This is a genomic window from Micromonospora sp. NPDC003197, assembly GCF_053590565.1.
In genome coordinates this window covers 97,975-124,897 of sequence record NZ_JBSFTE010000011.1, presented here as the reverse complement: position 1 = coordinate 124,897, position 26,923 = coordinate 97,975, and the positions used below count along the sequence as shown (strand labels likewise).

At 68.6% G+C, this 26,923-nt stretch carries 20 protein-coding genes and 3 pseudogenes; 13 read left to right on the top strand and 10 right to left on the bottom strand.

Annotation, left to right across the window (positions count from 1 at the left end):
* Positions 1-69 precede the first annotated feature (69 nt).
* The 3 genes from qcrA to ctaE all read right to left on the bottom strand — a co-directional run bounded on the left by qcrA (position 70) and on the right by ctaE (position 2,737).
* Positions 70-1,161, bottom strand: coding sequence for a cytochrome bc1 complex Rieske iron-sulfur subunit (gene qcrA / locus ACWDV4_RS14765; RefSeq protein WP_449978494.1), 1,092 nt, complete (start codon positions 1,159-1,161; stop codon positions 70-72).
* A complete protein-coding gene (gene qcrC / locus ACWDV4_RS14760) occupies positions 1,158-2,045 on the bottom strand; it encodes a cytochrome bc1 complex diheme cytochrome c subunit (protein WP_449978491.1) in 888 nt (295 codons plus the stop codon). Before qcrC ends, qcrA begins: the two co-directional genes overlap by 4 nt.
* Before the next feature lie 92 nt (positions 2,046-2,137).
* Positions 2,138-2,737, bottom strand: a complete 600-nt coding sequence (gene ctaE, locus ACWDV4_RS14755) for an aa3-type cytochrome oxidase subunit III (protein ID WP_449978488.1) — start codon at positions 2,735-2,737, stop codon at positions 2,138-2,140.
* Positions 2,738-2,845: 108 nt separating this feature from the next.
* On the opposite strand from ctaE, the pseudogene ACWDV4_RS14750 reads away from it, so the two are divergent.
* Positions 2,846-3,793 (top strand): annotated as a pseudogene (locus ACWDV4_RS14750) (cytochrome c oxidase assembly protein); the annotation flags it as partial.
* Between the two features lie 62 nt (positions 3,794-3,855).
* Here the strand turns inward: ACWDV4_RS14750 and ACWDV4_RS14745 are convergent.
* Positions 3,856-4,725, bottom strand: a complete 870-nt coding sequence (locus ACWDV4_RS14745; protein WP_449978485.1) for a TetR/AcrR family transcriptional regulator — start codon at positions 4,723-4,725, stop codon at positions 3,856-3,858.
* Positions 4,726-4,865: 140 nt separating this feature from the next.
* Here ACWDV4_RS14745 and ACWDV4_RS14740 point away from each other — a divergent pair, with 140 nt between their 5' ends.
* The 4 genes from ACWDV4_RS14740 (at position 4,866) to ACWDV4_RS14725 (ending at position 9,096) form a co-directional block, all read left to right on the top strand.
* Positions 4,866-6,473 carry an MFS transporter gene (locus tag ACWDV4_RS14740; protein WP_449978482.1) on the top strand — a complete coding sequence of 536 codons (1,608 nt, stop codon included), beginning with the start codon at positions 4,866-4,868 and terminating at the stop codon, positions 6,471-6,473.
* 252 nt (positions 6,474-6,725) lie between these two features.
* Complete coding sequence (locus tag ACWDV4_RS14735) at positions 6,726-7,136, top strand: hypothetical protein (protein ID WP_449978480.1); 411 nt, start codon at positions 6,726-6,728, stop codon at positions 7,134-7,136.
* Between the two features lie 64 nt (positions 7,137-7,200).
* Positions 7,201-8,271, top strand: a complete 1,071-nt coding sequence (gene trpD, locus ACWDV4_RS14730) for an anthranilate phosphoribosyltransferase (RefSeq protein WP_449978477.1) — start codon at positions 7,201-7,203, stop codon at positions 8,269-8,271.
* 120 nt (positions 8,272-8,391) lie between these two features.
* Positions 8,392-9,096, top strand: a complete 705-nt coding sequence (locus ACWDV4_RS14725) for a DUF4142 domain-containing protein (RefSeq protein ID WP_449978474.1) — start codon at positions 8,392-8,394, stop codon at positions 9,094-9,096.
* On the opposite strand, the gene ACWDV4_RS14720 is transcribed toward ACWDV4_RS14725, so the two are convergent.
* The 6 genes from ACWDV4_RS14720 to ACWDV4_RS14695 all read right to left on the bottom strand — a co-directional run bounded on the left by ACWDV4_RS14720 (position 9,089) and on the right by ACWDV4_RS14695 (position 15,717).
* Entirely contained in the window at positions 9,089-9,967 is an 879-nt protein-coding gene (locus ACWDV4_RS14720; RefSeq protein WP_449978472.1) for an alpha/beta hydrolase family protein, read from the bottom strand. The two genes, ACWDV4_RS14725 and ACWDV4_RS14720, sit on opposite strands and share 8 nt — an antisense overlap.
* Before the next feature lie 78 nt (positions 9,968-10,045).
* Positions 10,046-10,333 carry an Lrp/AsnC family transcriptional regulator gene (locus ACWDV4_RS14715; RefSeq protein ID WP_184536765.1) on the bottom strand — a complete coding sequence of 96 codons (288 nt, stop codon included), beginning with the start codon at positions 10,331-10,333 and terminating at the stop codon, positions 10,046-10,048.
* Positions 10,334-10,530: 197 nt separating this feature from the next.
* A complete protein-coding gene (locus ACWDV4_RS14710; protein WP_449978468.1) occupies positions 10,531-11,442 on the bottom strand; it encodes a nucleotidyltransferase family protein in 912 nt (303 codons plus the stop codon).
* Positions 11,439-11,969 (bottom strand): NUDIX hydrolase, encoded by a 531-nt coding sequence (locus ACWDV4_RS14705; RefSeq protein WP_449978709.1) that lies wholly within the window; start codon positions 11,967-11,969, stop codon positions 11,439-11,441. The genes ACWDV4_RS14710 and ACWDV4_RS14705 overlap by 4 nt, the downstream gene beginning before the upstream one ends.
* Positions 11,970-12,026: 57 nt before the next feature.
* Complete coding sequence (locus ACWDV4_RS14700; RefSeq protein WP_449978465.1) at positions 12,027-13,829, bottom strand: RelA/SpoT family protein; 1,803 nt, start codon at positions 13,827-13,829, stop codon at positions 12,027-12,029.
* 127 nt (positions 13,830-13,956) lie between these two features.
* Positions 13,957-15,717, bottom strand: a complete 1,761-nt coding sequence (locus ACWDV4_RS14695; RefSeq protein WP_449978463.1) for a DEDD exonuclease domain-containing protein — start codon at positions 15,715-15,717, stop codon at positions 13,957-13,959.
* A gap of 126 nt (positions 15,718-15,843) precedes the next feature.
* On the opposite strand from ACWDV4_RS14695, the gene ACWDV4_RS14690 reads away from it, so the two are divergent.
* The 8 genes and pseudogenes from ACWDV4_RS14690 (at position 15,844) to ACWDV4_RS14655 (ending at position 26,158) form a co-directional block, all read left to right on the top strand.
* Positions 15,844-17,346 (top strand): NYN domain-containing protein, encoded by a 1,503-nt coding sequence (locus tag ACWDV4_RS14690; RefSeq protein WP_449978460.1) that lies wholly within the window; start codon positions 15,844-15,846, stop codon positions 17,344-17,346.
* 180 nt (positions 17,347-17,526) lie between these two features.
* Entirely contained in the window at positions 17,527-17,835 is a 309-nt protein-coding gene (locus tag ACWDV4_RS14685) for a hypothetical protein (RefSeq protein WP_449978457.1), read from the top strand.
* A gap of 220 nt (positions 17,836-18,055) precedes the next feature.
* Positions 18,056-19,315: a M48 family metallopeptidase gene (locus ACWDV4_RS14680; RefSeq protein WP_449978454.1), complete on the top strand. Its 1,260-nt coding sequence runs from the start codon at positions 18,056-18,058 to the stop codon at positions 19,313-19,315.
* Complete coding sequence (locus ACWDV4_RS14675) at positions 19,312-20,454, top strand: glycosyltransferase family 4 protein (protein WP_449978452.1); 1,143 nt, start codon at positions 19,312-19,314, stop codon at positions 20,452-20,454. The genes ACWDV4_RS14680 and ACWDV4_RS14675 overlap by 4 nt, the downstream gene beginning before the upstream one ends.
* Before the next feature lie 35 nt (positions 20,455-20,489).
* Positions 20,490-24,455 (top strand): annotated as a pseudogene (locus ACWDV4_RS14670) (ricin-type beta-trefoil lectin domain protein); the annotation flags it as partial.
* Positions 24,456-24,863: 408 nt separating this feature from the next.
* Positions 24,864-25,403 (top strand): hypothetical protein, encoded by a 540-nt coding sequence (locus tag ACWDV4_RS14665; RefSeq protein WP_449978449.1) that lies wholly within the window; start codon positions 24,864-24,866, stop codon positions 25,401-25,403.
* A 151-nt stretch (positions 25,404-25,554) separates the two neighbouring features.
* Positions 25,555-25,724: pseudogene (locus ACWDV4_RS14660) on the top strand (IS1380 family transposase); the annotation flags it as partial.
* Positions 25,725-25,933: 209 nt separating this feature from the next.
* Entirely contained in the window at positions 25,934-26,158 is a 225-nt protein-coding gene (locus ACWDV4_RS14655; RefSeq protein ID WP_449978446.1) for an Imm32 family immunity protein, read from the top strand.
* Positions 26,159-26,923: the final 765 nt, after the last annotated feature.

Here is a 26,923-nt window from a genome sequence, read left to right as displayed (position 1 = left end):
TCTCCTCGCTGCGCTCGTCGTCGCCACGGACATCAGGGCTGAGCGGACTGATCCGCTCGATGGGCTCGTTCACGGCCGCTCCCAGAAGTCGGGCCCGACGGTCTCGGTGTAGTCCGACTTCGCCACGAAGAAGCCCTCCTCGTCCACCTCGATCGGCAGCTGAGGAAGCCTGCGGCTCGCGGGGCCGAAGATCGGCTTGGCGTTGTCGGTGATCAGGAACTGCGACTGGTGGCAGGGGCAGAGCAGCCGGTTGGTCTGCTGCTCGTAGAGGCTCGCCGGGCAACCCGCGTGCGTGCAGATCTTCGAGTACGCGACGTAGTTGCCGAACATGTAGTCGGCATGGCCCACCCGTGCGTTCGCCTCCCGAGCGTCCTGCGCGTCGTCATCGCGCAGGTGGATCAGGAGGGTGGGGGAGTCAGCGTGCTTGTTGGTCGCACCGTGCGGGATGCCGGGGAAGACCGTCATCTGGCCACCGGCGCTCACGTCCTCGGGGCGGATCGGGCTGCCGTCCTCCCGGGTCAGCCGGATCAGCTTCTTGGTGCCGTGGTCGTCCGTCGGAGCCCACCCGGTGGTGAACATCTGGTTGTTCTCGTGCGGCTGCTTGATCAGACCACCGACCAGCGGCGCTGCGGCGACCGCGGCCACCGGAGCCAGACCGGCGAGCAGCGAGACCCCGAGCAGCGGCCGGCGGCGTACGCCAAGCTCGTCAGCGATGTAGGCCATGGTGCCGGCGGTGATCTTCTGGTCTTCCGGGCTGGACGGTCCGTCGTGCCGGTCCTGGATCGCCACCTCCTTCGGCAGCAGCTTCTTGCCCCAGGTGAGGATGCCGAAGCCGATGCCGAGCAGCGCGACGCCCAGCGTCACGCCGAGCAGCGGCGTGAACCACTTGTCCTGGCCGGTGCCGGCGCGGTACTCCCACGGCCACCAGATGTAGATGGCCAGGAACGCGGTCGCCGCCAGGCCGGTGAGCAGGAAGAAGAACGCGACCGTACGGACCAGTCGGCGCTCGCCCTTGGTCCCCGAGACCGGGAACTGCGGCTCGTAGTGGACGATCTCGATGTCGTCCCGGCGCAGCCCTTCCTTGAGGACGTCGAACCGGGTCAGTGACGGGTCGTCGAGGTCGACCGGCTCCTGGCCGGCCTGGGATGCCTGCGTGCTCATGACTTCCCCGCAATCCAGAGGCTGGCGAAGACCAGTGCCACGATGCCGACCAGGAAGATCGCCACGCCCTCGGTCGAGGGGCCGAGCCGGCCGAGGTTGAAGCCACCCGGGTCGCGGTCGTTCTTCAGCGTCTCCTGCACGTACGCGATGATGTCGGCCTTCTCTTCCGGCCGCAGCTGGTTGTCACCGAAGACCGGCATGTTCTGCGGGCCGGTCAGCATCGCCGCGTAGAGCTGGCGGTCGGTCGCTGGCTCCAGGCCGGGCGCGAACTTGCCGGAGGAGAGGGCACCGCCGCCACCGCCGAACGAGTGGCAGGACGAGCAGTTGATCCGGAACAGCCGGCCGCCCGCCGCCACGTCGCCGTCCTTGGCCAGGTCCGTACCCTCGGGCAGCTGCGGGCCGCCACCGAGTTCCTGGACGTACTGACCGAGCTGACGGATCTGGTCGTCGGTGTAGACCGGGGGCTTCCGCTCGGCCTGCGCCTCTTGACGGGCCATCGGCATCCGGCCGGTGCTCACCTGGAACTCGACGGAGGCCGAGCCGACGCCGATCAGGCTCGGGCCGCGGCCTTCGAGGCCTTGGGCGTCACTGCCGTGGCAGGAGACGCAGCTTACGTCGAACAGCGCCTTGCCGTCCTGCGCGGCACCGGTCAACTGGGGGGTGTCCTGCGCCTGTAGGCCCGGTGCGAAGACGGTGTAGGCACCGCCGGCCAGGGTCAGCGCGGCCAGCAGTCGTACCGCGGCGCCCAGCCGGCGGCGGCCCCGGCTGCGTGGTGTGGATCGCCCACGGCGTAGCCGCGCGAGCACGCCTCGCCCGCCCGTCTCGGGGCGGCTCGCCGACGATGCGGCCGCGCCCGAACGGGCGTCGGGGATGTCAGAAGTCATGGCCTGTGTCCTTAACGGTTTTCTCGACCTTGTTCCAGGGACGGAGCAGCTTGTCTCAGAGACGGCACAGTGGCGTCGCGGGTGGCCCTAGATCACTGGAGCCAGTAGATCATGAAGTAGAGGCCTACCCACACCACGTCTACGAAGTGCCAGTAGTAGGAGACGACGATTGCCGAGGTCGCCTGGGCCGGGGTGAACCGACCCATGGTTGTGCGGATCATGAGGATGAGGAACGCGATGAGGCCACCGATCACGTGTAGAGCGTGGAAGCCGGTGGTCAGATAGAACACTGATCCGTATCCGTCTTCATTGATCTTGACGCCGTGGTGGATCAGCTCGCGGTACTCGTTGAGCTGGCCGAGGACGAAGATCAGGCCCATCACGAAGGTGATGGTGAACCAGCGCCGGAGCGCGTGCACATTGCCCCGCTCCGCCGCGATCACGCCGATCTGACAGGTGACCGAAGAGAGCACCAGGATCGCCGTGAAGGTCGTTGCGTAGGGGACGTTGAGCACCTCGGTGTGCTTCTCCCACTGCTCGGGAGCAGCCGCACGGATGGAGAAGTACATCGCGAACAACGCCGCGAAGAACATCAGTTCGCTGGAGAGCCACACGATCGTCCCGACACTGACCATGTTTGGACGTGTCAGCGAGTGGATCCGGCTCTTGTCAATGGCTGGGGCCGCAGTCACGCGGTCATTATTGCCCGCGATCAGCCTCGCCGGACGCCGGGGTGGCCAAATGACCAGTCTTGCGGGGCGGCCGACCAGGCACGGACCGGCTGGCATAGCCTGAAAAGCGTGCTGCACGTCGATCCGAGTCCTAGTATCGCCCCGACCCTGGCGTCCGCCGTCGCGGCGGGCGGGGACGGGACGCCGCCGCCCTTCACCGTCTCCACGATCCTGACCGAGTCCACGCTGAACAATTGGCTGGCGGTCATGCTCGTGCTGGTGGCCGGGTGCTACCTCTACGGCGTGCACCGGCTGCGACTGCGCGGCGACCACTGGCCGGTGGCGCGGACCGTGCTCTTCCTCGGCCCCGGGCTCGGCTCGATCGCGGCGGTGACCCTGACCGGTCTGGGCGCCTACGACACCACGCTGCTCTCGGTGCACATGGTCCAGCACATGGTGCTCTCGATGATCGCCCCGATCTTCCTCGCGCTGGGTGCGCCGATGACCCTCGCGCTGCGTACGCTGCCCGCCGCTCCCCGGCGGCGGTTGCTGGCGATCGTGCACAGCCGGGTGGCGAAGGTCGTGAGCTACCCGCTGTACGCGTTCGCCATATTTGTGATCAACCCGTTTGTGCTCTACTTCACTGACCTCTACCGGCTGTCGCTGGAGAACGCGTTCGCGCACGAGGTGGTCCACGCCCACTTCATCCTGACCGGCTGCCTCTTCTTCTGGCCGCTGGTCGGGCACGACCCGCTGCCGGGGCGCTGGCCCTATCCGGCCCGAGCCCTGCTGATGGTGCTCTCCGTGCCATTCCACACTGTGCTCGGGCTCACCATCATGGAAAGCACCACACTCTTCGGTGGCGACTGGTACCCCTCGTTGGGCCTCGACTGGTCCAATCCCTGGTCTGACCAGGAGGTGGCTGGCGGGATCCTGTGGGCCGGTGGCGAGTTCGTCAGTGTCACCATGCTCGCCGTACTGGTCGTGCAGTGGATCCGACAGTCCGAGCGGGAGGCCCGCCGGGTCGACCGCGAACTGGACCGTCAGGAGGCCCGGGAGCGAGTTGCCCAGCTGGCCCCGGGGCAGGTTGCTCAGCCGGCCTCGGGTCAGGATGTTCAGCCGGCCCGGGAGCAGGATGCTCAGGAGGCTCGCGGATCCACCGCCGAGTCCGCGCCTGCCTGATCTTCCGAATGGCGCCGCCGCCCCGCTTCGCGTGGTGGTGCCACCGCTTCGGTCGGCCGGCGTGTCTGGATGAGTGCCTCGATTCCGTCGAGCACCCGTTCGAGGCCGAAGACGAACTGGTCCTCCATGCCGTCACCGTCGTCGTCCCAGACGTCAGCCTCGACGGCGAAGGCGTCGGCCTCGACGACCGTACTGAGCTCTGGGAACCGCTGCTTGTCGATCAGGCTCCGGAGTAGTTGGGTGTAGCCCGTCATCACCTGGCTCAGCATGACGTTGGAAGCCTGGGCGGCGGCGTTGACGTCTGCGGCCGTGGTGCTGGCGTTGCGGACGTACCCGGTGAGCAGCAGGATCACCGAGAGCTTCTCGGCTGGGGTGAGTGCGGTGTTACGCAGGCAGCGCAGGCCCTTCTCCAGCCAGAGGAGGTTGTTGGGAGTGGCCGGTGGTCCGCTGATCGGTACCCGGAGCACCCAGGGGTGCTGCCGCAGCGCTTCCCGCTCGGCCCAGGACCATCGGGTCAGCCCGCCCCGCCAGTCGTCGTCTAGGCCGCCAGTCGTCGGAGGGCTTCCGTACGCGGCGTCCACCATGAGGACCAGCAGTTCGTCCTTTGAGACGACGTAACGGTAGAGGGACATCGGTGCTGCCCCGAGTTCGGTGGCGACCCGGCTCATCGACACTGCAGTCAGGCCGTCGCTGTCCGCAACCCGGATGGCCGCCTCAACTATCTGCGGCAGGCTCAGGCCCCGCTTCGGTCCCTTCGGTGGGCGTTCCCGCAGCCCCCAGGCTGCCTCGATGCCTGGCGGCAGGGTGCCGGTGCTGTCGTCTTCCATGCCTTCGCTCTCTTCGGGTTGACCCGCATCCTAGTGGTGCGTATAACCTACGCAGTAGAGCGTAGACCCTACGCAGAAAAGCGTACGGCCTACGCGGAACCGGGATTGTTGGCGTCGAGGAAGAACGGGGTGCATTTCGAATGAGTGGGGCAACCCAACCCAGGGCGGGACGGCGGGAGTGGATCGGGCTGGTCGTACTGCTCCTGCCGCTGTTGTTGGTGTCCATGGACGTGTCGGTGCTGTATTTCGCGGTGCCGTTCATCAGTCGGGAGCTGACTCCGACCAGCACCGAGCAGCTGTGGATCTTTGACATCTACGGATTCGTGCTGGCCGGGCTGCTGCTCACGATGGGGGCGATCGGTGACCGGATCGGCCGTCGCCGGCTGCTGCTGATCGGCGCGGCGGCGTTCGGACTGGCGTCGGTTGCCGCCGCGTACGCCACCAGCCCGGAGCTGCTCATCGCCGCCCGGGCGTTGCTCGGCATCGGTGGGGCGACCCTGATGCCATCGACCCTGGCGCTGATCCGCAACATGTTCCACGACGACAAGCAGCGCGGTACCGCCATCGCGATCTGGTCCGCAGTACTGACCGGGGGTGTCGCGATCGGCCCGGTGATCAGCGGCCTGTTGCTGGACCACTTCTGGTGGGGCTCGGTCTTCCTGATCAACCTGCCGGCGATGGTGCTGCTTCTGGTGCTCGCACCGGTGCTGGTGCCCGAGTTCAAGCCGGCACGGACTGGCCGGTTCGACTGGATAAGCGCGGTGCTTTCCCTGTCCGCCGTCCTGCCGGCGATCTACGGCATCAAGGAGATCGCGGCGCACGGTGTCGACCTGACCCGATTGCTGATCATCGCTGCCGGCCTGGTCCTCGCTGTCCTGTTCATCTGGCGGCAGCGGATCGCCGGGAATCCGATGATCGACCCCGCGTTGTTCCGTAATCGGGGGTTCGGTAGTTCGGTCCTCACCAACCTGGTGGCGATGTTCGCGATCGTGGGCTTTGCCATCTTCACCACGCAGTACCTGCAGTCGGTGCTCGGCATGCGCCCACTGGAGGCGGCGCTGTGGAGCCTGGTGCCCTCGCTCGGGGTGAGCGTGGCGGCACCGCTGTCGCCGATGCTCGCCCAGCGGATCAACCGGGCCTACCTCATCAGTGCCGGCTTCCTGATCGCGGTCGTCGGCTTCGTCGTACTGGCCCAGGTCCAGGTCGACTCGCCACTGTGGGTGGTGCTCACCGGCGCCGGTGTCTTTGCCGCCGGCACGGCAGTGGTGATGACCCTGATCACCGACCTGGTCGTGGGCACCGCCCCGCCGGAGCAGGCGGGCACCGCCTCGGCGCTGGTGGAGTGCTCCTCGGAGTTCGGCGGCGCGCTCGGCATGGCGGTGCTGGGCAGCATCGGCCTGGCCGTGTACCGCGACGAGGTGACCGACGGTGTGCCCGGCGGCCTGCCCGCGGACGCGGTGGCCGGCGTACGGGAAACCCTGGCCGGTGCCACCGTGGTCGCCGAAGGTCTGCCTGGACCGGTCGGTGACGCACTGCTTGTGGGTGCTCGGCTGGCGTTCGTGCACGGGATGCAGGTGGCAGCCGTCACCGCCGCGGTCGTGATGGCCCTCGCCGCCGTCGTTTCCCTGCTCGCCCTGCGCCGGGTACGACCCGTTCAGCTCGGGGGCGACACACACCGGCTCTCGCCCCCGGCCTGGTCTTCGGCCGAGGCCACCGACCCGGCCCGTTCGTCGGCCTCCGTCGGCTGACCGTCGCCCGCACCGTCGGCACGTACCGGCTACCTGCACCGTTGGCTTGCGCTGGCGGCCTACATCGGCGGCCCGGCGGCCACCGGATGGTATGACGAGGGGCGCGGTCGCGCCCCTCGTCACGTCGACCCGGCCGGGACGACGGGGGTCCCACCCCGACCGGTACGATCGGCGGGCACGCCGGGGTCGTCCACCAGCCCAAGTCCGTTGGACGTGGTGAACCACCCCACCGACGCGGGAGCCATGCGACTGATGACCGATCGTCTTTACACCGTCCTGCTCTACAGCCACGACCCGCAGGTCCGGGACCGGATGCGGCTCGCCGTCGGCACCCGGCCGGCCAGCGACCTGAAGGTCGAGTTCGTCGAGGCAACCAGCTACGCCGAGTGCCTCCAGCTGGTCGACGACTACGAGATCGACCTGCTGCTGTTGGACGGCGAGGCCAAGCCGGCGGGAGGCATCGGCATCGCCCGGCAGATCAAGGACGAGCGCACCGACGCCCCGCCGACCTGTCTGGTGATCGCCCGGGCCGCCGACCGCTGGCTCGCCGCGTACGCCGAGGTCGAAGCGACCCTGGTGCACCCGCTCGACCCCGTGACCACCGGCCAGACCGTGGCCAGCCTGCTGCGCTCCACCGACAGCGGCGCGACCACCGCTGCCTGACCCGGCAGCGCTGGCGGCCGTACCGCCGTATCCGCCGATCCACCGCCCGCTCGGGAGGCCCATCATGGGCGAACGGACCTGGTCCAACCTGCTCAACGCGCTGCTGGGCAGCGAGGAACTCTCCACCGCCGACACCGCCTGGGCGATGGGCGAGATCATGTCGGGGTCGGCTACCCCGGCCCAGATCGCCGGGTTCGCCGTGGCGTTGCGGGCCAAGGGGGAAACCCCGGCCGAGCTGGCCGGTCTGGTCGAGACCATGTTGGCCGAAGCCGTTCCGGTGGACCTTCCGGAGGAGCTGCGGCAGAGCGCCCTCGACGTCGTCGGTACCGGCGGTGACCGGGCCCACACGGTGAACATCTCCACGATGACCGCCATGGTGGTGGCCGGTGCCGGGGTCCGGGTGGTCAAGCACGGCAACCGGGCTGCCTCCTCCTCCTGCGGTGCCGCCGACCTGTTGGAGTTCCTGGGCGTACCGCTGGACCTCGGCCCGGCGGGGGTGGCCCGGTGTGTCGCCGAGGCCGGCATCGGGTTCTGCTTCGCCCCCCGGTTCCACCCCGGCTACCGGCACACGGCGAGCCCTCGACGCGAACTCGGCGTGCCCACCGCCTTCAACTTCCTCGGCCCGCTGACCAACCCGGCCCGCCCCCGCTCAGCCGCCGTCGGCTGCTTCGACGCCCGGATGGCTTCCGTGATGGCGAGTGTCTTCGCTGGTCGTGGCGACTCGGTGGTGGTGATGCGGGGGGAGGACGGGCTCGACGAGTTCAGCACTGCCGCCCCCACCCGGGTCTGGGTGGCCCATCAGGGCCAGGTGACCGAGAGCGTGGTGGACGTCGCCGACCTCGGCGTTGCCCGGTCCGCGCCGGGTGATCTGCGCGGTGGTGACGCGGCGTTCAACGCCGAAGTCGCGCGCGGGCTCCTTGCCGGGGAGTCGGGACCGGTACGGGATGCCGTTCTGGTCAACTCCGCCGTGGCGTTGGCCACCCAGGGTGGTCTCGGTGGCGACCTCGCCACCGCGATCCGAGGCGGGATGCGGCGCGCGGCCGAGTCGATCGACTCCGGCGCGGCCGGCCAGGTGCTGGACCGCTGGATCGAGGTGGCTCGGGCCGCCCAGACGGCCGAACATTCGGACAAATAACCCTTTCGGTCGTAGAGCTTCACATCTCCCCGATTTCATCGGGATGGTCCGGGTTGATCCCGCGTGGATGCCTATCACGCGGGTACGCCCGAGGTTCAGCCATTCGAGGGGGGGATCAGAATGTTGGGGGTCAAACGCCTGGCGTCACTGGCCGGGCTGGTGGTGCTGTGCCTGGCACCGGCGACCGCGGCGCACAGTGCCATGTCGGCACCGCACGTTGCAGCGCCGTCGACACAGGATCAACAGTTCCTGAAGGCGATCCACCAGGTGAACCTGATGGAGATCGCCGCCGGTAACCTGGCCCAGCAGAAGGGTGCGAACCAGCAGGTCAAGGACCTGGGGGCACGGTTCGTGACGGACCATACGCAGCTGGACCAGACGGTGCAGAACACCGCCAAGTCGGTGGGGGTGAGCCTGCCGAACGCGCCGAGCGCCGAGCAGGAGACCGTCCTGAAACAGTTGCGCGGGCTGAGCGGTAAGGCGTTCGACACACAGTGGGTTTCGTCCCAGTTGACCGCGCACGCGCAGGCTGTGCAACTGGTGCAGTCCGAACTGGCTCAGGGTGTGGATTCGATGGTGAGACAGGTGGCACAGGACGCGTTGCCGGTGCTCCAGGCACACCATGAGGCACTCATCGCACTGGCTCAGCGGCTGGGCGTGACCGTGCCGGGCACACCGAGCCCGAGTGGTACGGGTACCCCACGGCCGGGTACGCCCACTCCGGGCACCCCGAGTCCGGGCGGTACGAGCACCCCGAGTCCGAGTGGTACGGGCACCCAGGGACCTGGCGTCACCCCGACAGTGCCAGCACCAACGGTCAGCTGATCTGCGGATCAGTTGCGGTCAGGCCGGCGGCAAACCCTGCCACCCGGGCGGCGAGCGGAGCAGAAGCTCGTACCCAGGTGAAATGATCCAGGGGGCCGCCGGCCTCTGCCGTGGTGTAACGCTCCCGGCGGATCGGGGCGTCGGTCAGCTTGCCGCACAGATGGTCGAGCGTCTCGTGCGGGGTGAACTGGTCGTCGTCCACGCTCACCGCCAGGATCGGGGTCCGTACCGACCGGAGGGCCGCCTCCGGGTCGACTCCGTCGAGGATCGGGAATCGGCCGGTACGGGCGGTGTAGGCCCAGTCCCGGATCACCCCACGGGCCTGCCGGCCACCGAAACCCCAGCCGGGCCAAACCCCCAGTACGGCAGTGGCGGCGGCGATGCCCTGGCTGTACGGCAGCAGAGCGTAGCGCCGCAGGTCGGAATAGGCCCGCCAGTACGGCACACCGACGGCCAGCAGGGCGAGCCCGTCCACCATCTTCTCCTCGGCGAGGGCGAGGTGCAGCAGGGCGGCCTGCCCGCCCAGCGAGTGCCCCAGCAGCAGCCGGGTACGCCCGTCGAGGCGGGACTTGAGGCTCTCCAGCACCGCCCCGACGTCGGTGACCAAGTCGGCGTAGCCGTAGCGGTCGGCGCGACTCGGTGCCGGCGTACTGGCTCCGGTGCCCCGCAGGTCGGCCACCACGACGGCCAGCCCGGCCTCGCGCAGCGCCGCCGCGAACGGCCGGTAGTAGCGTGCGCGTACCCCCATGGCCGGGCAGATCACCACGATGGGTGCCCCGACCACGCCGTCCGGCTCGGGATAGACCTGCACCCCGAGGCGGCCGCCGGGGACGTCCACGAACTCCTGCGTGTACTCCGGAGTAACTTCCACCGGCACAGCGTACGGGGGCCGATGACCGGGGGAGTAGGGGGCGGCCGGCGGCAGGTAGGTGGGGCGGCTGGCGGCCGGTCAGTCCGCGTTGGCGAGCCCGATGGCGAACGCCTCTTCGAGGTCGTGCTGGGAGTAGGCCCGGAAGGCGATGTGCGACTCGGTGTTGAGCACCCCGGGCACCTTGGAGATCCGCCCGGCGATCACCTTGGCGATCTCGTCGAACTCGCGTACCCGGACCATCGCGATCAGGTCGACGTGGCCGGCGACCGAATAGACCTCACTGACCCCGGGTAGGGCGGCCAACGCCTCAGCCACCTCAGGGATCGAGTCGGTAGCACAGTCGATCAGAACGATCGCGGTGATCAAGGTGGTCCTCCCGTTCGCGGCCTACGTCGGCATCGTGGCTCATGCTAGATGGTCGACCGGACCGCCGGACGTGCTACCGGCACCCCGCCGGCCGACCCGGGTCGGCCGGCGGGTGACCCGGCACCGGCCGGTGCACAGTGGGCCGGCAATTCGTCACCAGCCCGCCGGCGGTTCGTCACCGGCTCACCGGCAGTTCGTCACCGGCCCGCCGGCACGGTCACGTCCCGGCCGAGGCGCAGCACCTCGGTCAACAGCTCGCCCTCGGCCACCTCGCCGCCCGGCCAGACGACCGACCGGGTGATGCTGCCCCGTACCACCGCCCCGGCCCCGACGACTGACTGATGGCAGACGCCGGTCACCGTCGCGGTGGGATGGATCAGACTCTCCCCGGCCGCCGCGTGCAGGTTGGCAGCGAGATAGTCGGCCGGGGTTCCGGTGTCGAGGTAGGTGCCGGAGAAGCCGACGACGGTCAGTTCGCCGGCCGCCTCCGCCGGTCGCCACACCGCCCGGACCAGCTCGGCCCGCTCCAGCGGCAGGTCGCGTACCCGGTGCCAGGGCAGCAGCGACCAGCCGGCGAACCGGTACCCACTGAAGCTGCCCGGCTCGTCCGGGCCGGTGATCGGCTGGCCCAGCAGTCGTACGCTCCGACCGTCCCAGCCGGCGAGCAGGGCGGCGATGTCCGGCCCGGGTAGGGTCGGCGGATCGGCCAGGTAGCCGTCGGCGTTGCCGACCAGTACGCCGCGCCCGTCGATCCAGTTTCGCAGGTTGGCCAGGGCGCCGGCCGTACCGAGTAGGCCGCCGGACTCCACCGACAGGTGGGCGCGCGCCCCCACGTGCTCGACCACCTGTTCGCCGAGGTAACAGGCGTTGACAGCGACCCGGTCCGGTCCGGTGAGCTCAAGTCCGGCCAGCCGGGCCAACACCCGGTCCAGCAGCGGTACGTTGCCCACCGGGCACAGTGCCTTGGGGCGGTGTTCGGTCAACGGCCGCAGCCGGGTGCCTTCCCCGGCGGCGACCACGACCGCGCAGATCCCGTCGGGCAACAGTGACGTCGCCGGTGCCGGTGCCGGGGCTGCTTGGGTCGGGGTCGCGGCTGCTGGGGTGCTCATGAGGAGGCGGGGGAGGGACCGAACTCCCCGGCGCGCGGGCCGATGCCGTAGTGGCCGAGCAGGACACCGGTGGCCCGGGTCAGCCGGGGCAGGTCGTCGAGGGGATGCCAGGCCGCCTCGTACACCTCGGCACCGTCCACCACCAGGTCGGTCGTGGACGCTGGCACCCGGGCCTCGAACACCACATCCACCCAGCCCTTGGCGTGCACCACGGCGTTCGGTACGGCCGGCCGGAGCTCCGTCGGGTCCAGTGCGACGCCGGTCTCCTCCCGTAGTTCTCGGGCTGCGCCGACGATGGGTGCTTCCGCGCGGTTCAACAACCCGGCGGGCAGTCCCCAGCCGGGGCCGGACGGCTGGCGGAGCAACAGGATCCGGCCGGGTGCCTCCGCTTCGGCGTCGAAGACCAGGGTGACCGCGCCTACGACGTACTTTCGCACGGTGAGCCGGACCAGCCGCCGTCGTACGGGGACGGGCAGCCGGTAGAAGACGCCGTACAGGAGGGCGCGGGCGGGCGAGCGGCGAATGATCACGAGGCCAGGCTAGAGGTCGGCGGGCAGGTGGGTGAGGGTTGGGGCGGTCAGGGGCTAGGGGCGCTGGTCGACCTGGGCGATGAGCTGCTCGACCACCGTATCGGGCTCGATCGCCCGGTCGAAGACCGCGACCAGCATGGTGTCCAGGTCGGGGTAGCCCAGTTCTTCCGCGAGTTGACGTAGCGGTGTGTCGTTCTTCAGGCCACGGTTGTGCTTGCGCAGGGCCAGCCCGATCGTCGAGCGGCCAAGCCGGATCTTGTCGATGACCGAGATCCCGGGCTCGTGGTGCTCGGCGAACCACCGGTTGATCTGCATTCGGGCCTGGGGCGACTTGACGAAGCCGAGCCATTCCCGGCGGGGGCCGGGCCGGGCGACCGCGACGTCGAACTCGGTGCGCCCGTCGGCCTCGGTGAAGATCTCCACCACGTCGCCCTCGTCGAGCTGTGACGAGAGCGGGGCCAACCGGCCGTTGATCTTCGCCGCCAGGCAGTGGTCACCGCGTTCGGTGCCCAGTTCGTAGGCCAGGTCGACCAGGGTGGAACCGGCTGGCAGCACGACCGGGCGGCCCTCGGTGAAGACCTGGATCTGGGCTTCGGAGAGGTCACAGCGCAGCGACTGGAGGAACTGCGCCGGATCGGCGGTGTCCGGCTCCCAGTCGAGGACCCGACGCAGCCAGTCGAGCTGCTCGGCCCGAGCGGCGGCAGATGCGGCGGCGGAGGCGTTCGGCTGCGGGAAGCGGTACTGCGCGGCGATGCCGTACTCGGCCAGCCGGTGCATCGCCACAGTACGGATGAGCACCTCGACCGTGGTGCCGTCCGGACCGATGACGCTGGTGTGCAGGGAGCGGTAGAGGTTGTTCTTCGGGGATGCGATGAAGTCCTTGAATCGACCGGGGACCGGCCGCCACCGGCTGTGTACGGCACCGAGGGCCGCATAACAGTCGGTCTCCGGCCCGTCCACGACGATTGCGATCCGGGGCAGGTCGAAGGGGGTCACGTGCTGCCCGGCGACGGTGTCCTTCCAGATCGAGTAGTAGTGCCGAGGTCGGGGGGTGATCGTCGCGACGACCCGGTCCCGTTTGAGGGTGGCCTCGGTCGGGCCGATCACCGCCTTGAGGTAACCGTCCCAGCTTCCGCGCTCCTTGACGTACCGGTCGATCCGCTCGTATTCCTCGGGTTCGAGATGTTCGAGGACCACGTCGTCCAGTTCGCGCTTGAGCCACTGGATGCCGAGCCGGTCGCAGAGGGGGACCAGCACCTCCTGGGTGGCGCGGGCGATCCGGGCCCGGGAGGCGGGGGAGCGGACGCCAAGGGTACGCATGTTGTGCAGTCGGTCGGCCAGCTTGATGATCATCACTCGGACGTCCCGGCCGGCCGCGATGATCATTTTGCGGATGGTTTCCGCCTCGGCGGCCTTGCCGTAGAACGCCTTGTCGAACTTGGTGACGCCGTCGACCAGGTGGGCCACCTCGGGGCTGAAGTCCTCGGTCAGGGCCTGCAACGTGTAGTGGGTGTCCTCCACCGTGTCGTGCAGCAGGGCGGCTATCAGGGTGGTGGTGTCCATGCCCAGATCGGCGCAGATCTCCGCCACCGCGAGCGGATGGGTGATGTAGGGCTCTCCGCTCTTGCGGAACTGGCCCCGGTGCATGCTCTCGGCGATGGCATAGCTGCGACGCAGCACAGTGGTGTCGGCACCGGGGTGGATGCTGCGGTGGCTCTGGGTCAGCTGGGCCACCGGATCTTCGTTGGCCGGTGGGCGAGACAACAGGGCGCGCAGGCGTCGAGCCAGCGGGATCTCGGTCGGCTTCGTCAGCCGGGCGCCGCCAATGGCGGCCCCGTGGCCGGCGTCGAGGTCCACGTGGAGACACCTCCTTACGCAGCTTCCCGCTGGTGCGACCAGACGAACGGAAGCAGGCCACGAAACGGGCAGGACTGCACTTCCTCAACACCCTATGTGAGTCGACGTTATCCGATCGGCCATATGCTTATGGGCGTTCGGTGGAGAGTCGCACCAAAGTGGCCGCCTCAGCCTTGGCGAGCAAGTCACGAAACCGCGCCGCACCCCTGATCGGGGAGGCCCAACCGGTCGATGTGTGCACCAGCCGGGTGTCCGGTCGTTCCAACCAGGACAGGACACGTTCGGACTCCTCAGCCGAGGCGTTGGGGACCGGACCATGGCCGGGCGGCACCGTTTCGGCGGTGGCGCGTACCAGATCGAGGGTTGGACGTGGGTCGATCCCTGGTGGAGTGGCGCCCGCTCCGGCCAACCGACCGTGCCGGACGACCGCGAGTTCCCAGCCACCGTCGGACCCCCGTCGGGCGGCGGCCAACTCGCCGATCCGGGTCAGCCCGGCCAGCCGCTGCATCCGTACGACGGCCCGCAGCAGTACGGCCAGCCGACCGCGTACCACCGCCGCCTCCTCGAACCGTTGGTCGGCGGCGAGCGCGTCGATCCGGGCGAGCAGAGCGTCGACCACCGGCTGCGGATCGCCGGTCATGGCGGTACGGAACGGGTCGGTCGCCTGGTGTGCGTAGTCCGACACGGAGATACGGTGCTCGCAGGGAGCCGGGCAGCGGCCCAACTCGGCCAGGGCACAGGCCGGCATGGTGCTCCGGGTCGAGAGCCGATGGGTGCACTGCCGTACCGGCAGCGCGTCGTGGACGGCGGCGGCCGCCAGTTCCGCCGTACGCCGGGAGGTGAACGGCCCGAGGTAGGCGTCGTCGTCCGGGCCGATCGACCGGACCACCGACAACCTCGGGTACGCCTCGCTGGTCAGCTTCAGCCACACCGCCCGCTCCGGATACTTCGACCGGCGGTTGTACGGCGGCGCGTGCGCGGCGATCAGCCGCAGCTCGCGTACCTCGGCCTCCAGTGCGTGCGCGCACTCGACCGCCTCGACCCGTTCGGCGGCGGCGAGCATCTCGGAGATCCGGGCCCGCTTCTCGCTGGCGGTGAAGTAGCTGCGGACCCGGGTGGCGATGTCCCCCGAGGTGCCGACGTAGAGCGGGCGGTCGTCAGCGGCCCGGAAGATGTAGACCCCCGGCACCCGGGGTAGGCCGTCGGCCAGATGCCGTTTGCGGCGCTGGGTGGGGGTGACCGCCTTGGCGAACTCGATCACGTCGCCCAGGGTGTGCACGCCCTGGTTGCCCAGCCGGCCGATCAGGCCGTGCAGCACGTCGACGGTGGCGTGGGCGTCGTCCAGCGCCCGGTGGGTCGGCTGGACGCTGGTCCGGAAGTAGGCGGCCAGCGTGCCGAGCTTGCGGTTGGGGACTTCGTCGCGGGTCAGTACCCGGCGGGCCAGGGCGGCGGTGTCGACCACCCGGGGGTTGGGCCAGGTGTGTCCGTGCCGGGCACAGGCGGCCTTGAGGAAACCCACGTCGTACGGGGCGTTGTGGGCGACCAGCACCGCGCCCTGCAGGAACTCCAGGAAACTGGGGAGCACCGCCTCGATCCGGGGCGCGGGCGCGACCATGGCCTGGGTGATGCCGGTCAGCACGGTGACGAACGGTGGGATCGCCTCACCCGGGTTGACCAGGGTGCCGAGGACGCCCAACTGCTCGCCGCCGCGTACCTTCACGGCACCGATCTCGGTGATGCCCCCGCCGTCCGGGGCTCCGCCGGTGGTCTCCAGGTCGACCACCACGAAGGTGGTCCGGTGCAGCGGCAGGGTGTCGGCGGGGCGGTTGCCGTCGTCGTCGACCAGCAGTCCATCCAGGGTGTCCTGCACATATCCGGGTTGAGCCACGCCGGCAGGGTACGGGCCTCACCTGACACTTCTGTCCCAGTGGTACCGAGAGTGTCGGCTGGCTAACCCCGTGAGATCATCAGTGTCACTGAGCGGCGAACCTACTCGCGGTGGGAGACTGGTCACATGCCCCTCACCGAACCGTCCGACGACCGCCTCCCCGAGGCGGCAGTCGCCGCCGACCCACTCGGCGGCACGGACGGCGTGGTGGGCGATTACGTCGATTCGCCTGATTCGGCCCTTCCTGAGGCGACGGTGCCTGATTCGGGCCTGCCTGAGTCGGCGGTGTCTGATGCTGACCTGTCTGATTCGGCGGTGTCTGACTCGGCCCTGCCGGAACCGACGTTGCCGGAGCCGGTCCGGCAGCGGATCGTCACGCTGACCGCAGCGGCCCTACCTGGACTGCCAGCCGACGAACTGCCCGCCCCGTTACGCCGAGTGGCGAAGTTCGCGCCCAATCGCCGGGCCCGCCTCGGCGGCGGGGCGATCGCCACCCAGCTTGCCGGCGACCCACTCTTCCGACAGCGAGTGACCAGCCGGATCCTGGCCGAGGCCGGCGACCTCGGGGCGGCGGTGGTCGACGGCGTCGTACCGGCAGCCGCCGACCCGGTGGAGGTGGCCGCGCTCGCCTACCTGGTCCGGCCACCTGGCTGGCGGGACCAGGTCGAGGCCGCCGGTGCGGCCGTGCAGGCCGACGTCGACAGCGCGGTCGTCGCCGAACTGGTCCGCGGCGCCGAGCAACGGGTGGCCCGGGCCGAGCACGACCGGGCCGTCGCCAAGGTGGAGGCGGACAAGCTGCGGGACGAGCTGGCCCGGGTCCGGGAGGAGCTGGGCCAACTCCGGGAGGAGGCCCGGACGCTGGGCCGGTCCCTGCGGGAGACGCAGGCCCGGGAACGCAAAGCCACCGAGATGCTCGCCACCGAGAAGGGTCGATCCGCCCGGGCCGCGAACGACCACGACGCGGAGCTGCGCCGGCTGCGCGCCAAACTCGCCGAAGCTGAGTCCGGTGCCGCCGCCGCACGGCACACCGCCAAGGAGGCGCGCTCGGTCGACGACGCCCGGCTCTGGCTGCTGCTGGAGACGATCGGCCGGGCCTCCGCCGGGTTACGCCGGGAGTTGGCGCTCGACCCGGTCGACTGGCTGCCGGCTGACACGGTGGCCGAGGCGTACGCCGAAGGGCCGACCGCCGCGACGACCAGCCGGGCGCGGGACACCGACGACCCGGCCCGGCTCGACGAACTGCTTGCCCTGCCCCGGGCGCACCTGGTGGTGGACGGTTACAACGTCACCAAGCGCGGATTTGGCGAGATGTCCCTGGAGCAGCAGCGTAAGCGGCTCATCGCTGGGTTGGGCGGTCTCGCGGCACAGACCGGCGACGAGGTCACCGTCGTCTTCGACGGGGCCGAACGGATGCACGGGCTGCCTCCCGCGCCGCGCGGTGTCCGGGTGCTCTTCTCCCGTAAGGGGGAGACCGCCGACGAGCTGATCCGCCGCCTGGTCCGGGCCGAACCCCGGGGTCGGCCGATCGTCGTGGTCTCCTCGGACCGCGAGGTCGCCGACGGGGTACGCCGACACGGGGCCTATCCGTTGGGGGCCGACTCGCTACTGCGGCGACTAGCCCGATCCTGACCGGTCGCTGCCGGCCGTCCGCCTTGACCATCCCGAGGCGACTCGTCTGATCCAGACGGATCTTGGGCGGCTCATCCGGCCCGTCGGTTTTGTCGTACCCCCGAACTACCGTCGATGTAACCGACGGTGGTCGGGTCGCAACTTGCGGCGCGCACCACCTCCATTGCCGAGGAGGTAACCATGATCATCGACTGCAACGGCTGCACCGGACACGGAGTAGCGTGTGGTGACTGCCTGGTCAGCGTGCTGTTCGACGCGCCCCGGCGCACCGCTGACGCGCCCCCGGCCGAGGCTCGGCTCACCGCCGACGAGCAGCGGGCAATCGAGGCGTTCAGCCTGGCCGGCTTCGACGTGCAGGTGCTCGACGACGCGAGCAGCTCGATCCCACCCACACCGATACCCATGGCGCCACTGCCGTCCATGCCGGCCCGAGCCACCAGCCGCCCCCGCTCCCGATCGCGTACCCGTCGTCCCCGGCAGGTCGCCTGACTCCGCGTCGCCCGTACCTCGCCCGCCCGGTTCCCCGGTTCCGGGCAATAGGATGGGCGGCGCGGTGCCCGGCGAGAAGGAGGAACGGCGTGCGGACTGGACGGCTCACGGCTGCTGGCGAGCCCGAGCCGGCCCGTGGCTGTGCCCCGGCTGACTCGGCCCGTAGTCAAGACCCGGACCGTGGCTTCGACCCGGGCCATGACCGTGGCAGGGGGTTGGCGTGACCCCCCGAAGCTGGGCGGCCGTGACGCTCGCCGGACTGGTCGTCGCACTGATCGCCGCCGCCGTGCTGCTCGTGCCCTGGGGACGGCCACCTGCCCCCCGATCGGATCAGCTGGCCGCCCTGGGCGACCTGCCGCAGGCCGAGGTGGCCCGAGGGCGGGAGTTCCGCGCCGCGCTGCGCCCCGGTAGCTACGGCGCGCTGGCCATCGGCCTGCTGATCGCGCTGGTGCTCGGACTGACCCCGCTGGGCGCGAAACTGGTCAGCCTCGTCGGACGGCCCTTCGGTGACCACTGGATCGCCCAGGCGATACTCGGCGGGCTGGCCGTGGTGCTGGTCGCCGACCTGGTCACCCTGCCCTTCGCCGCCTGGCGACACGCCATCGTCTCCCGCTACGGACTCTCCACCCAGGGCTGGAGTGGGTGGACCGTCGACCTACTCAAGTCGTACGCGGTCAGCGCCATCATCGGCGCGGTGGTGCTGCTCGGCTTCTACACCGTGACCCGACTCGCCCCCCACTGGTGGTGGGCGTTCGGCGCGGCCGGTGCCGCCGCGCTGGTCGTACTGCTCTCCTTCATCCTGCCGGTGCTGGTCGAGCCGGTCTTCAACCGGTTCACCCCGATGGAACCAGGTCCGCTGCGCACCCAACTGACCGCGCTCGCCGCCCGCGACGGCGTACCGGTACGGGACGTGCTGGTGGCCGACGCCTCCCGACGTACCCGGGCAGTCAACGCCTACGTCTCCGGATTCGGGCCGACCCGCCGGATCGTCGTCTACGACACCCTGCTGCGGGAGGCGCCACCAGCCGAAGTGGCCAGTGTGGTGGCGCACGAGCTGGGGCACGCCAAGGACAAGGACGTACTCACCGGCACCCTGACCGGGGCGCTCGGCGCGGCAGCAGCGGTCGTCGCCCTTTACCTGCTCGGTTCCTGGGGTGCGCTGCTACGCCTGGCCGGGGTCGAGTCGATCGCCGAACCTAGGGCCTTCCCACTGCTGCTCGGGCTGATCACCGTGGCTGGCCTGGTGGCCACCCCGGCCCAGGCGCTCGTCTCCCGACACGTCGAAGCCCGCGCCGACGCACACGCCCTAGCCCTGACCGGTGACCCGGCCACCTTCGAGGCGATGCAGCGTCGGCTGGCGACGATCAACCTGGGCGACCCGGATCCGCCCCGCTGGGAATACCTCTACTCCGCGACACATCCGTCCACCGTGGAGCGGATGGCCGCCGCCCGCGCCTATGCCCGAGGAGGCGGCGGGTGACCCGTACGCTGCTGGTCACCAACGACTTCCCGCCGCGTCCCGGTGGCATCCAGTCCTTCGTGCACAACCTGGCGATCCGCCAGCCCACCGGATCACTGGTGGTCTACGCCTCGACCTTCGCCGGCGCGGAGAAGTTCGACGCCGAGCAGCCGTTCGAGGTGATCCGCGAGAACACGCAGATGCTGCTGCCCACCCCGGCGGTGGCGCGCCGGGCAGCCCGGCTGGCCATCGAGTACGACTGCGACACGCTCTGGTTCGGGGCTGCCGCCCCGCTCGGCCTGCTCGCCCGAGGGCTGCGTCGCCGGACCGGAATCGAGCGGGTGGTGGCGTTGACCCACGGCCACGAGGTGGGCTGGGCCGCGTTGCCCGGGGCGCGAACCCTGCTGCGGCGGATCGCCCGGGACGCCGACGTGGTCACCTACCTCGGCGAGTACACCCGGGTACGGCTCGACCGGGCGTTGCACGGCCTCACCGACCTGCGTCGGCTCGCGCCCGGCGTGGACATCGACGTCTACCACCCGGACGTGGACGGCTCCGAGGTGCGCGCCCGGTACGGCCTCACCGACCGGCCGGTGGTGGTCTGCGTGTCCCGGCTGGTGCCGCGCAAGGGGCAGGACGCCCTGATCCGGGCGCTGCCCGAGATCCGTCGCCGGGTGCCCGACGCGGCGTTGCTGATCGTCGGCGGCGGGCCCTACCGCGATGAGCTGGGCAAGCTCGCCCGGCAGACCGGGGTCGCCGACGACATTTTCTTCACCGGTGCGGTGGAGTGGGCCGAGTTGCCGGCGCACTACGCGGCCGGGGACGTCTTCGCCATGCCGTGCCGGACCCGCAACCGGGGCCTCGACGTGGAAGGGCTGGGCATGGTCTTCCTGGAAGCCTCGGCGACCGGGTTGCCGGTGGTGGCTGGCGACTCCGGCGGCGCACCCGACGCGGTCCGGGAGGGCGAGACGGGGTTCGTCGTCGACGGCCGCAACATCGTCCAGCTCGTCGACCGGATCGTGCCCCTGCTCGAAGATCCGGAGCTGGCCCGCCGGATGGGTGCCGCTGGTCGTACCTGGGTGGAACAGGAGTGGCACTGGGGGCTCCAAGCCGCCCGAATGGCCAAGCTGATGGGGCGCAAGGCCGGCTCAGCGACCTGACCAAGGCAACCTGAGCAGGGCGAGGGAGCAAGTAGGTCAGCGAGGCCAAGTACGACCCGCTGGGCCGACTCGTCGAGGCATGGGGACCCGGCCGTACCCCGTCCAGCACAGCGATCCCGGACTTCCGGGCCGAGTACGCCACCCCCGTCGGCAAGCCCCCGTACATCACCACCTTCAGTCGTGGGCACGAGGGCCGGATCGAGGTATCCGTCACCCTCTACGACGGTCTCGGTCGTGAGCGGCAGATCCAGGAACAGGCCACCGGTGGCGGCCGCCTGATCACCGACACGCTCTACAACAGCTCCGGCGAGATCTGGCAGACCAACAACGCCTACCTCACCGACGGGTCGCCGGTCGGCACGCTCTTCACACCGCTCGCGGACAACGTCGTACCCAACATGACCCGCTACACCTACGACGGCCTCGGTCGAGTCACCACGGAACTGCCGGTCCTGCGCGGTGTCGACACCCCGTCGCGGGCCACCAACTACGAATACGGCGCCGACCACTCCACCGTGATCAACCCGGCGGGGGCTGCGTCGTACCGGCTCTTCACCGACGCGGTGGGCCGGACCACCCGGGTGGACACCTTCACCGACGCCGCCCGCACCGAGTTCACCACCATGCGGTACGAGTACGACGCGCGCGGCCAGATGGTGAAGGCCACCCACTCCGCGGCTCCGACCCACCCGTGGACCTGGGCCTACGACCAGCGCGGCCGCATGGTGATCACCACCGACCCGGATGCCGGCACCACCAGCTTCACGTACGACCACCGGGACCGGCAGCTCACCACCACCAACGCCCGCAACGTCACGACCTGGAACGGGTACGACGAGCTGTCCCGCCCGACCCAGCAGCGGCTCGACAACAGCACCGGCCCGCTGTTGGCCGAGTTCACCTACGACTCGGTTCCCGGCGGCAAGGGCCTGCCCGCGATCGCCACCCGGTACACCGAGGGACTGGCGTACACCCAGACCATCGGTGGCTACACCGACGACTACCAGCCGACGTCCACCACACTCCTGCTGCCGCAGTCGATTGCCGACACATGGGGCCTCCAGACGTCCTACCGGTACGACTACTCGTACACCGACACGGGTCTGCCCGAGTCGACGACCTTGCCAGCAGCGGGTGCCTTTCCCAACGAAAAGATCCTGTACCGCTACAGCAAGGACGGTCTGCCGCTGTCGGTCTCCGGCGCGGACTGGTACGGGGCGGAAACCATCTACTCGCCGTACGGTCAGGTGTTGCGCTCCACGCTCGGCGCGCAGCCGTACCGGGTGTGGACCATGGCCTCGTACGACGATGCCAGCGGGGCTCTGACCGATCAGCAGGTCTACCGCGAGCAAACCGGGGATGCGAGCATCGTCACCGGGAACCTCGTCTCGCACCGCTCCTACGCGTACGACGCCGCCGGCAATGTCACCGCGATCCGTGAGGGTTCCGTCGGCATCCAGGAGCGGCAGTGCTTCAGCTATGGCCAACTCGGTCAGTTGGCGAAGGCGTGGACAGCCAGCGACCTGACGTCCTGTGGTACTGGTCCGGTCGGTGCGGACGGGGCTGTGAATGTGGCTGCCGGGCCGGATGGTGCGGGCTACTGGCAGGAGTACGAGTACGACCTGCTCGGTAACCGTAAGAAGCTGGTGGAGAAGAACCTTGCCGGTGATGCCGCCAAGGACGCGACCACCACCTACACCTACGGCAAGGCCGACGGCAGCCAGCCGCGAACCCTGACCAAGGTGGCCAAGAGCTACGTCACCCCGGCGGGCGCGGCGGTCACCGCCGAGGCCCAGCGGCTGTACGAGCTGACCGGCGAGACCAAGTCCGTCACCTCCATTCAGAACGGTGACCAGCAGACGCTGTCGTGGACCTACGACAGCCAGGTCGAGCGGATCACGGGTGCGGGCAGCAAGGGCCGTACCTCATACGTGGGGCTTGCGGGCAAGTGCCTGGACCTTCGTACCAGCCTGGCGGTGGCCGGACAGCCGATTCAGCTTTACACCTGTAACGGCTCCATCGCGCAAAAGTGGACCTTTACGCCGGCCCCGAACCAGACCAACGCCAATCTGGGCACCCTTTCCGCGCACGACAACTGGTGCATCCAGCCGGCCGGTGCCACGGCAGGGTCGGCGCTGCAACTACAGCGGTGTGACGGTTCGGCCGCCCAGCAGTTTGAGCGCGCTGCAACGGGCAACCTCAAGCATCCGGCCTCCAGCCTCTGTGCCGCGGTGGAGAACGGGGCGGCCGTCAACTCGACCCCGATCGTGCTGGCAACCTGCGACAACGATGCTCTTGCCCAGCAGTGGGAGGCGCAGGACGAGACCCGGCACATCTACGGGCCCGGCGGCAACCGCCTGCTGACGGTGCAGGGGCAGCAGGCCACGCTGAACCTGGGCGAGGTGCAGGTGACCGTGCAGCGGGGCGGGGTGCAGGTGAGCACCCAGCGCTCATACGCCACTCCGGGCGGTTCGGTACTGCGTTACGCGGATGGTGCCCACGCCCCCGGTCTCATAGCCCTTGTTGGTGATCATCAGGGCAGTCCGTATGCGGAGGTGCATCTCAGCGGCGGGATGATGGTCGGGATCCGTAAGCAGGATCCGTTCGGTAACCAGCGTGCTGCGGCAGCCTTGGGCATGAGCATGCGGACCAACACCGGGTTCCTCGGCGCGGTGCGGGATGACGCGTCTGGTTACACGCCGTTGGGGGCGCGGTTGTACGACCCGGTGGTGGGGCGGTTCCTGTCTGCCGACCCGGTGTTGGACATTGCCGATCCGATGCAGTCCAACGGGTACGCGTATGCGCACAACAACCCGGTGACGCATTCGGATCCGTCTGGTTTGTCGATTTCGTTGACGCCTTCGGAGATGGCGGCGGCGTTGGCGGGTGCGGGTTTGTCGGCGGCGCAGGTTGCCGAGGCGCAGTCGAACATGGGCCGGTCGTTGATGTCGGTGATCATGGACGCGGCGTGGTCCATGTTGAAGGATTTCATCGGTATCACGGATGCGATGAACTGCTTTGCCGGTGATATGTGGGCCTGTGGCAGTTTGATCATCGGGGCGGTTCCCTGGGGGAAGATCGCTAAGCTTCCGAAGATTGTGAAGGCCATCGATCGTACGATCGCGGCGATCCAGGCATGGAAGGCGGCGAAGCGGGCGGCTGAGGCGGTGTTGGCGGCTGCTCGGGCGGCTGAGGCTGCGGCGTTGAACGCGAAGAAGTTGGCGATCGAGCGGGCGAAGAAGGCTGCTCAGGCGGCGAAGAAGAAGGCCGCTGACAAGGTCAATACGACCAGCAACAAAGCCTCCAACGCGACGAAGAAGACCGGTAATCCGGTACAGAAACAGGCGCAGGCCAAGTCCAACCCGAAGGGCTCCTCAGCAGCCTCCAGCGGTGCGGGCGGTAAGTCCGGCGGTGGTGGTGGCAAGGAGTCGAAGCCTGGTGGTTCGTCGGGTGGTTCCGCCCGTAGTAACGGCGGTTCCAGCGGCAGCGGCGGTGCCGGCCGAGCGGACGAGGGTGGTGGCGGTGGCTCATGCCCGACCGACGGCAACAGTTTCGTCCCCGGTACTCGGGTGCTCATGGCCGACGGTTCCACGAAGCCGATTGAGGATGTCAAGCCGGGTGACGAGGTCGTGGTCACCGATCCGGAGACCGGTCGGACCGAGACAGAGACGGCCTCGGCGGCGATCACGGGTGATGGCGTCAAGCACCTGGTGAAGGTCGTCATCGACACCGACGGCGAACAGGGTTCGGAGACTGCCGAGGTCACCGCGACCGATGGTCACCCGTTCTGGGTGCCGGGGTTGGGTGAGTGGATAGGCGCCACCGATCTTCAGGCTGGCCAGTGGCTACAAACCAGCGCCGGCACCTGGGTGCAGATTACGGCCATCGAACGCTGGAGCGTCCCGCAGGTCACCGTCCACAACCTCACCGTCTCCAACATCCACACGTACTACGTGGTGGCCGACGACCAGTCCATCCTCGTCCACAACTGTGGTGGAACGGCAAGTACGAATGGAAAGCAGCATTCTGCGAAATGCACGTGCGCTACTGGTGGCGCACCGCGTATTCCTAGAAACCTCCACGGCAGGAAGGGAAATCCCGCCACCCGAATGCAGTTGGACGATCTCAGAGACGAAATTTTGGATGCAAATCCAGACTGGAAACACACTGCGGGCGGTTCCCTTCCCGAACAGGCAGTATTTGGGTCAAATGGAGAACCGCGATTCCCGGACCTGATATTCGAGCATCCGGGGAGTGGTAGTCGGATCTTCGTGCAAACTGTGGATACCTATAAGAGCGGCTCTCCCGATATTCGAGAACTGGAAAACGCTCTTGATATTGGGCGCTGGGGGAACGGTGTAGTTATCATGTACCCCAAGGCTTGAGTGGTGGGGCGCCAGGAGAAGCAAATGTCGCAGCGAAGACAGCAGATATCGTTCTTTCTAACACAGGAAGACGAAGTTAATCTGACTGATGAGATCCGGAAGCAGTTGCCAGAGGTCAGGCTCGTTGACGAGTGGCGTTGGGTTGATCCAACGTGGCCGCCAGTGCGAGAGTCGCCTGCGGACTGTGGTGGCGCGATCGGGATTTGGAACACGGTCATTGCGCCGGAGCTGACCGGCGTTGTGCGCGCAAATGGAAAGGTGGATGGGCCAAATGTCGGTCCTGTGGTGCAGTGGCTTCGATGCCGTCTTGTGGATGGGAGGCTGAACGCTGGGCGTTGGGCCGCTGCCTACGATTCAGCAGACAAGGAGAATGCTGCTTATGTTCGTAAATTGTGGCGGATGCTGAACTCTAAAACCCGAAATGATCTAAGACGTGTGTCTGGCGATCTGTCTATGGGTGCCATCGAAGAACGCAGGTTTCGTGTTGGGAATGTGGCCTATCGCGGCGCGTTGAATGGGAAATTCGCCCTGGTGGTGGATCAGCTCATTCTTGCGCCAGAGTAGGCCGCAGGCTCCGCTGCGGATGGATCGCTTAGCTTCAGCCCTTCGTTAAGGGCTGTCCACGGTTGGGTAGGAATCAGGAAAGTGCCTTCTGATCGGGACGATAGGGCTTGTCGAAGGTCCTGATTATCCCGTCACGGAAGGCACTTGCAGGGTGAAGGCTACTCGAACGCGTCCGAAGATCGTGGTTACCGGTGGCGCGGGGGACGAGTCACGCTGGTGCCCGGTTACTGGCCGATCTCGCGGACGCGACCGGTCTGACCAGGCGCGTTCAGTCAGGCCCCCGTTGAGCTGCGGCAGCGGCAGGGCGCGCACGACCCGGGCAGCGGCATCACAACGCCGGTCAAGCAGCCCGTCGACGGCCGCCGACGGAACGTGGCCGTGCAGTAGGAGCACCTATATGACGTGCGGCTGACTATCTACGGAGGAGAAAGGGTGGCACCCGTGTCAGGTATGCCAGCCGTGAACGACCCTGACGAGCCGCCGAAGGAGCCCGTCGTCGTCGAGTCATCCCGTACGACTCTCGGCGTAGCTTGATCAGCGACTGGGACGAGGACACCGTGCTGCGGATAGAGGTGCTCGAGACGCCGGCGAAGACGATCCTCATCTCGGGCAGCGCGGCCGGGCTCACCTCGCTCGCCCGTCACCTGCTTACCCTTGCGCAGCCCAGTGTGCCGGCCGCGTCGCACCTGGACTTCGACGAGTACTGCGGCTGGTTCGAGGAAGGTTCGTTCGGGGTCCGGATCGAGCTGGAGTAGAGGCTTTCCGCCGACGCCTGGACATTGATCTAGACCTGTGCGACCCGGTTTACGCGGAGGTTGTTTCGGGCGGGTGACTGATCTCCGATGCTGGCTCTCGTGGGGGTGTGCCTCTGTGGCGGATCTCGGGCGCCTGAAGCGTGCAACAGTGGGCGACGGTTGTTTCCGGTGGGTAGTGGTGCGTAGTAGTCGACCTGCGTTGCCGTCGCGGTTGCCGTCACCGCAGGCTGCTCATACAAGGGCATCGATGATCGGTGTTTTCGTGCTGGCGGGTCCGTCAAGTGTCGGAGCTGGCGACGGGAGCCTGTATTCAGTCGGCTCGGCCTCGGTTGTAGGCCGTCCGACCATCTTTGATGGGCACGGTTGGCGGCGTGCGCGTGGGGCCGCAGGCCTATAGCGCGTGCGTGCGGCCCGGTCTCGCGCCGGGCCGCACTTGATTCTGTAAAGCAGTTTTGAGCCAGTCGGATCTTGGTCGAGGGCCTTGGTCCGGCCGGATTGCTGCTTCGATGCGTGGTTGCGGCTGCTGCGGGAGCGCTTGGCGGGTGGCGGGGCCTGCTTCCGCCATCGGTGTCCTACTGCGGGCATCGCGAACATCTCCGCCGCCAACCAGCGCCACGCCCGTGACAGCAGCCGCCCGCTGGCACTACTCGGCATCACCTGACGACTTTGCTGGGTCCTGCCTCAACCCCCGCTAATTTCGTTGAGCTTACAAACCGTGTCGGCGTCCACTAATGCGAAATCCATATAGGGTCAATGTTGTAGGAC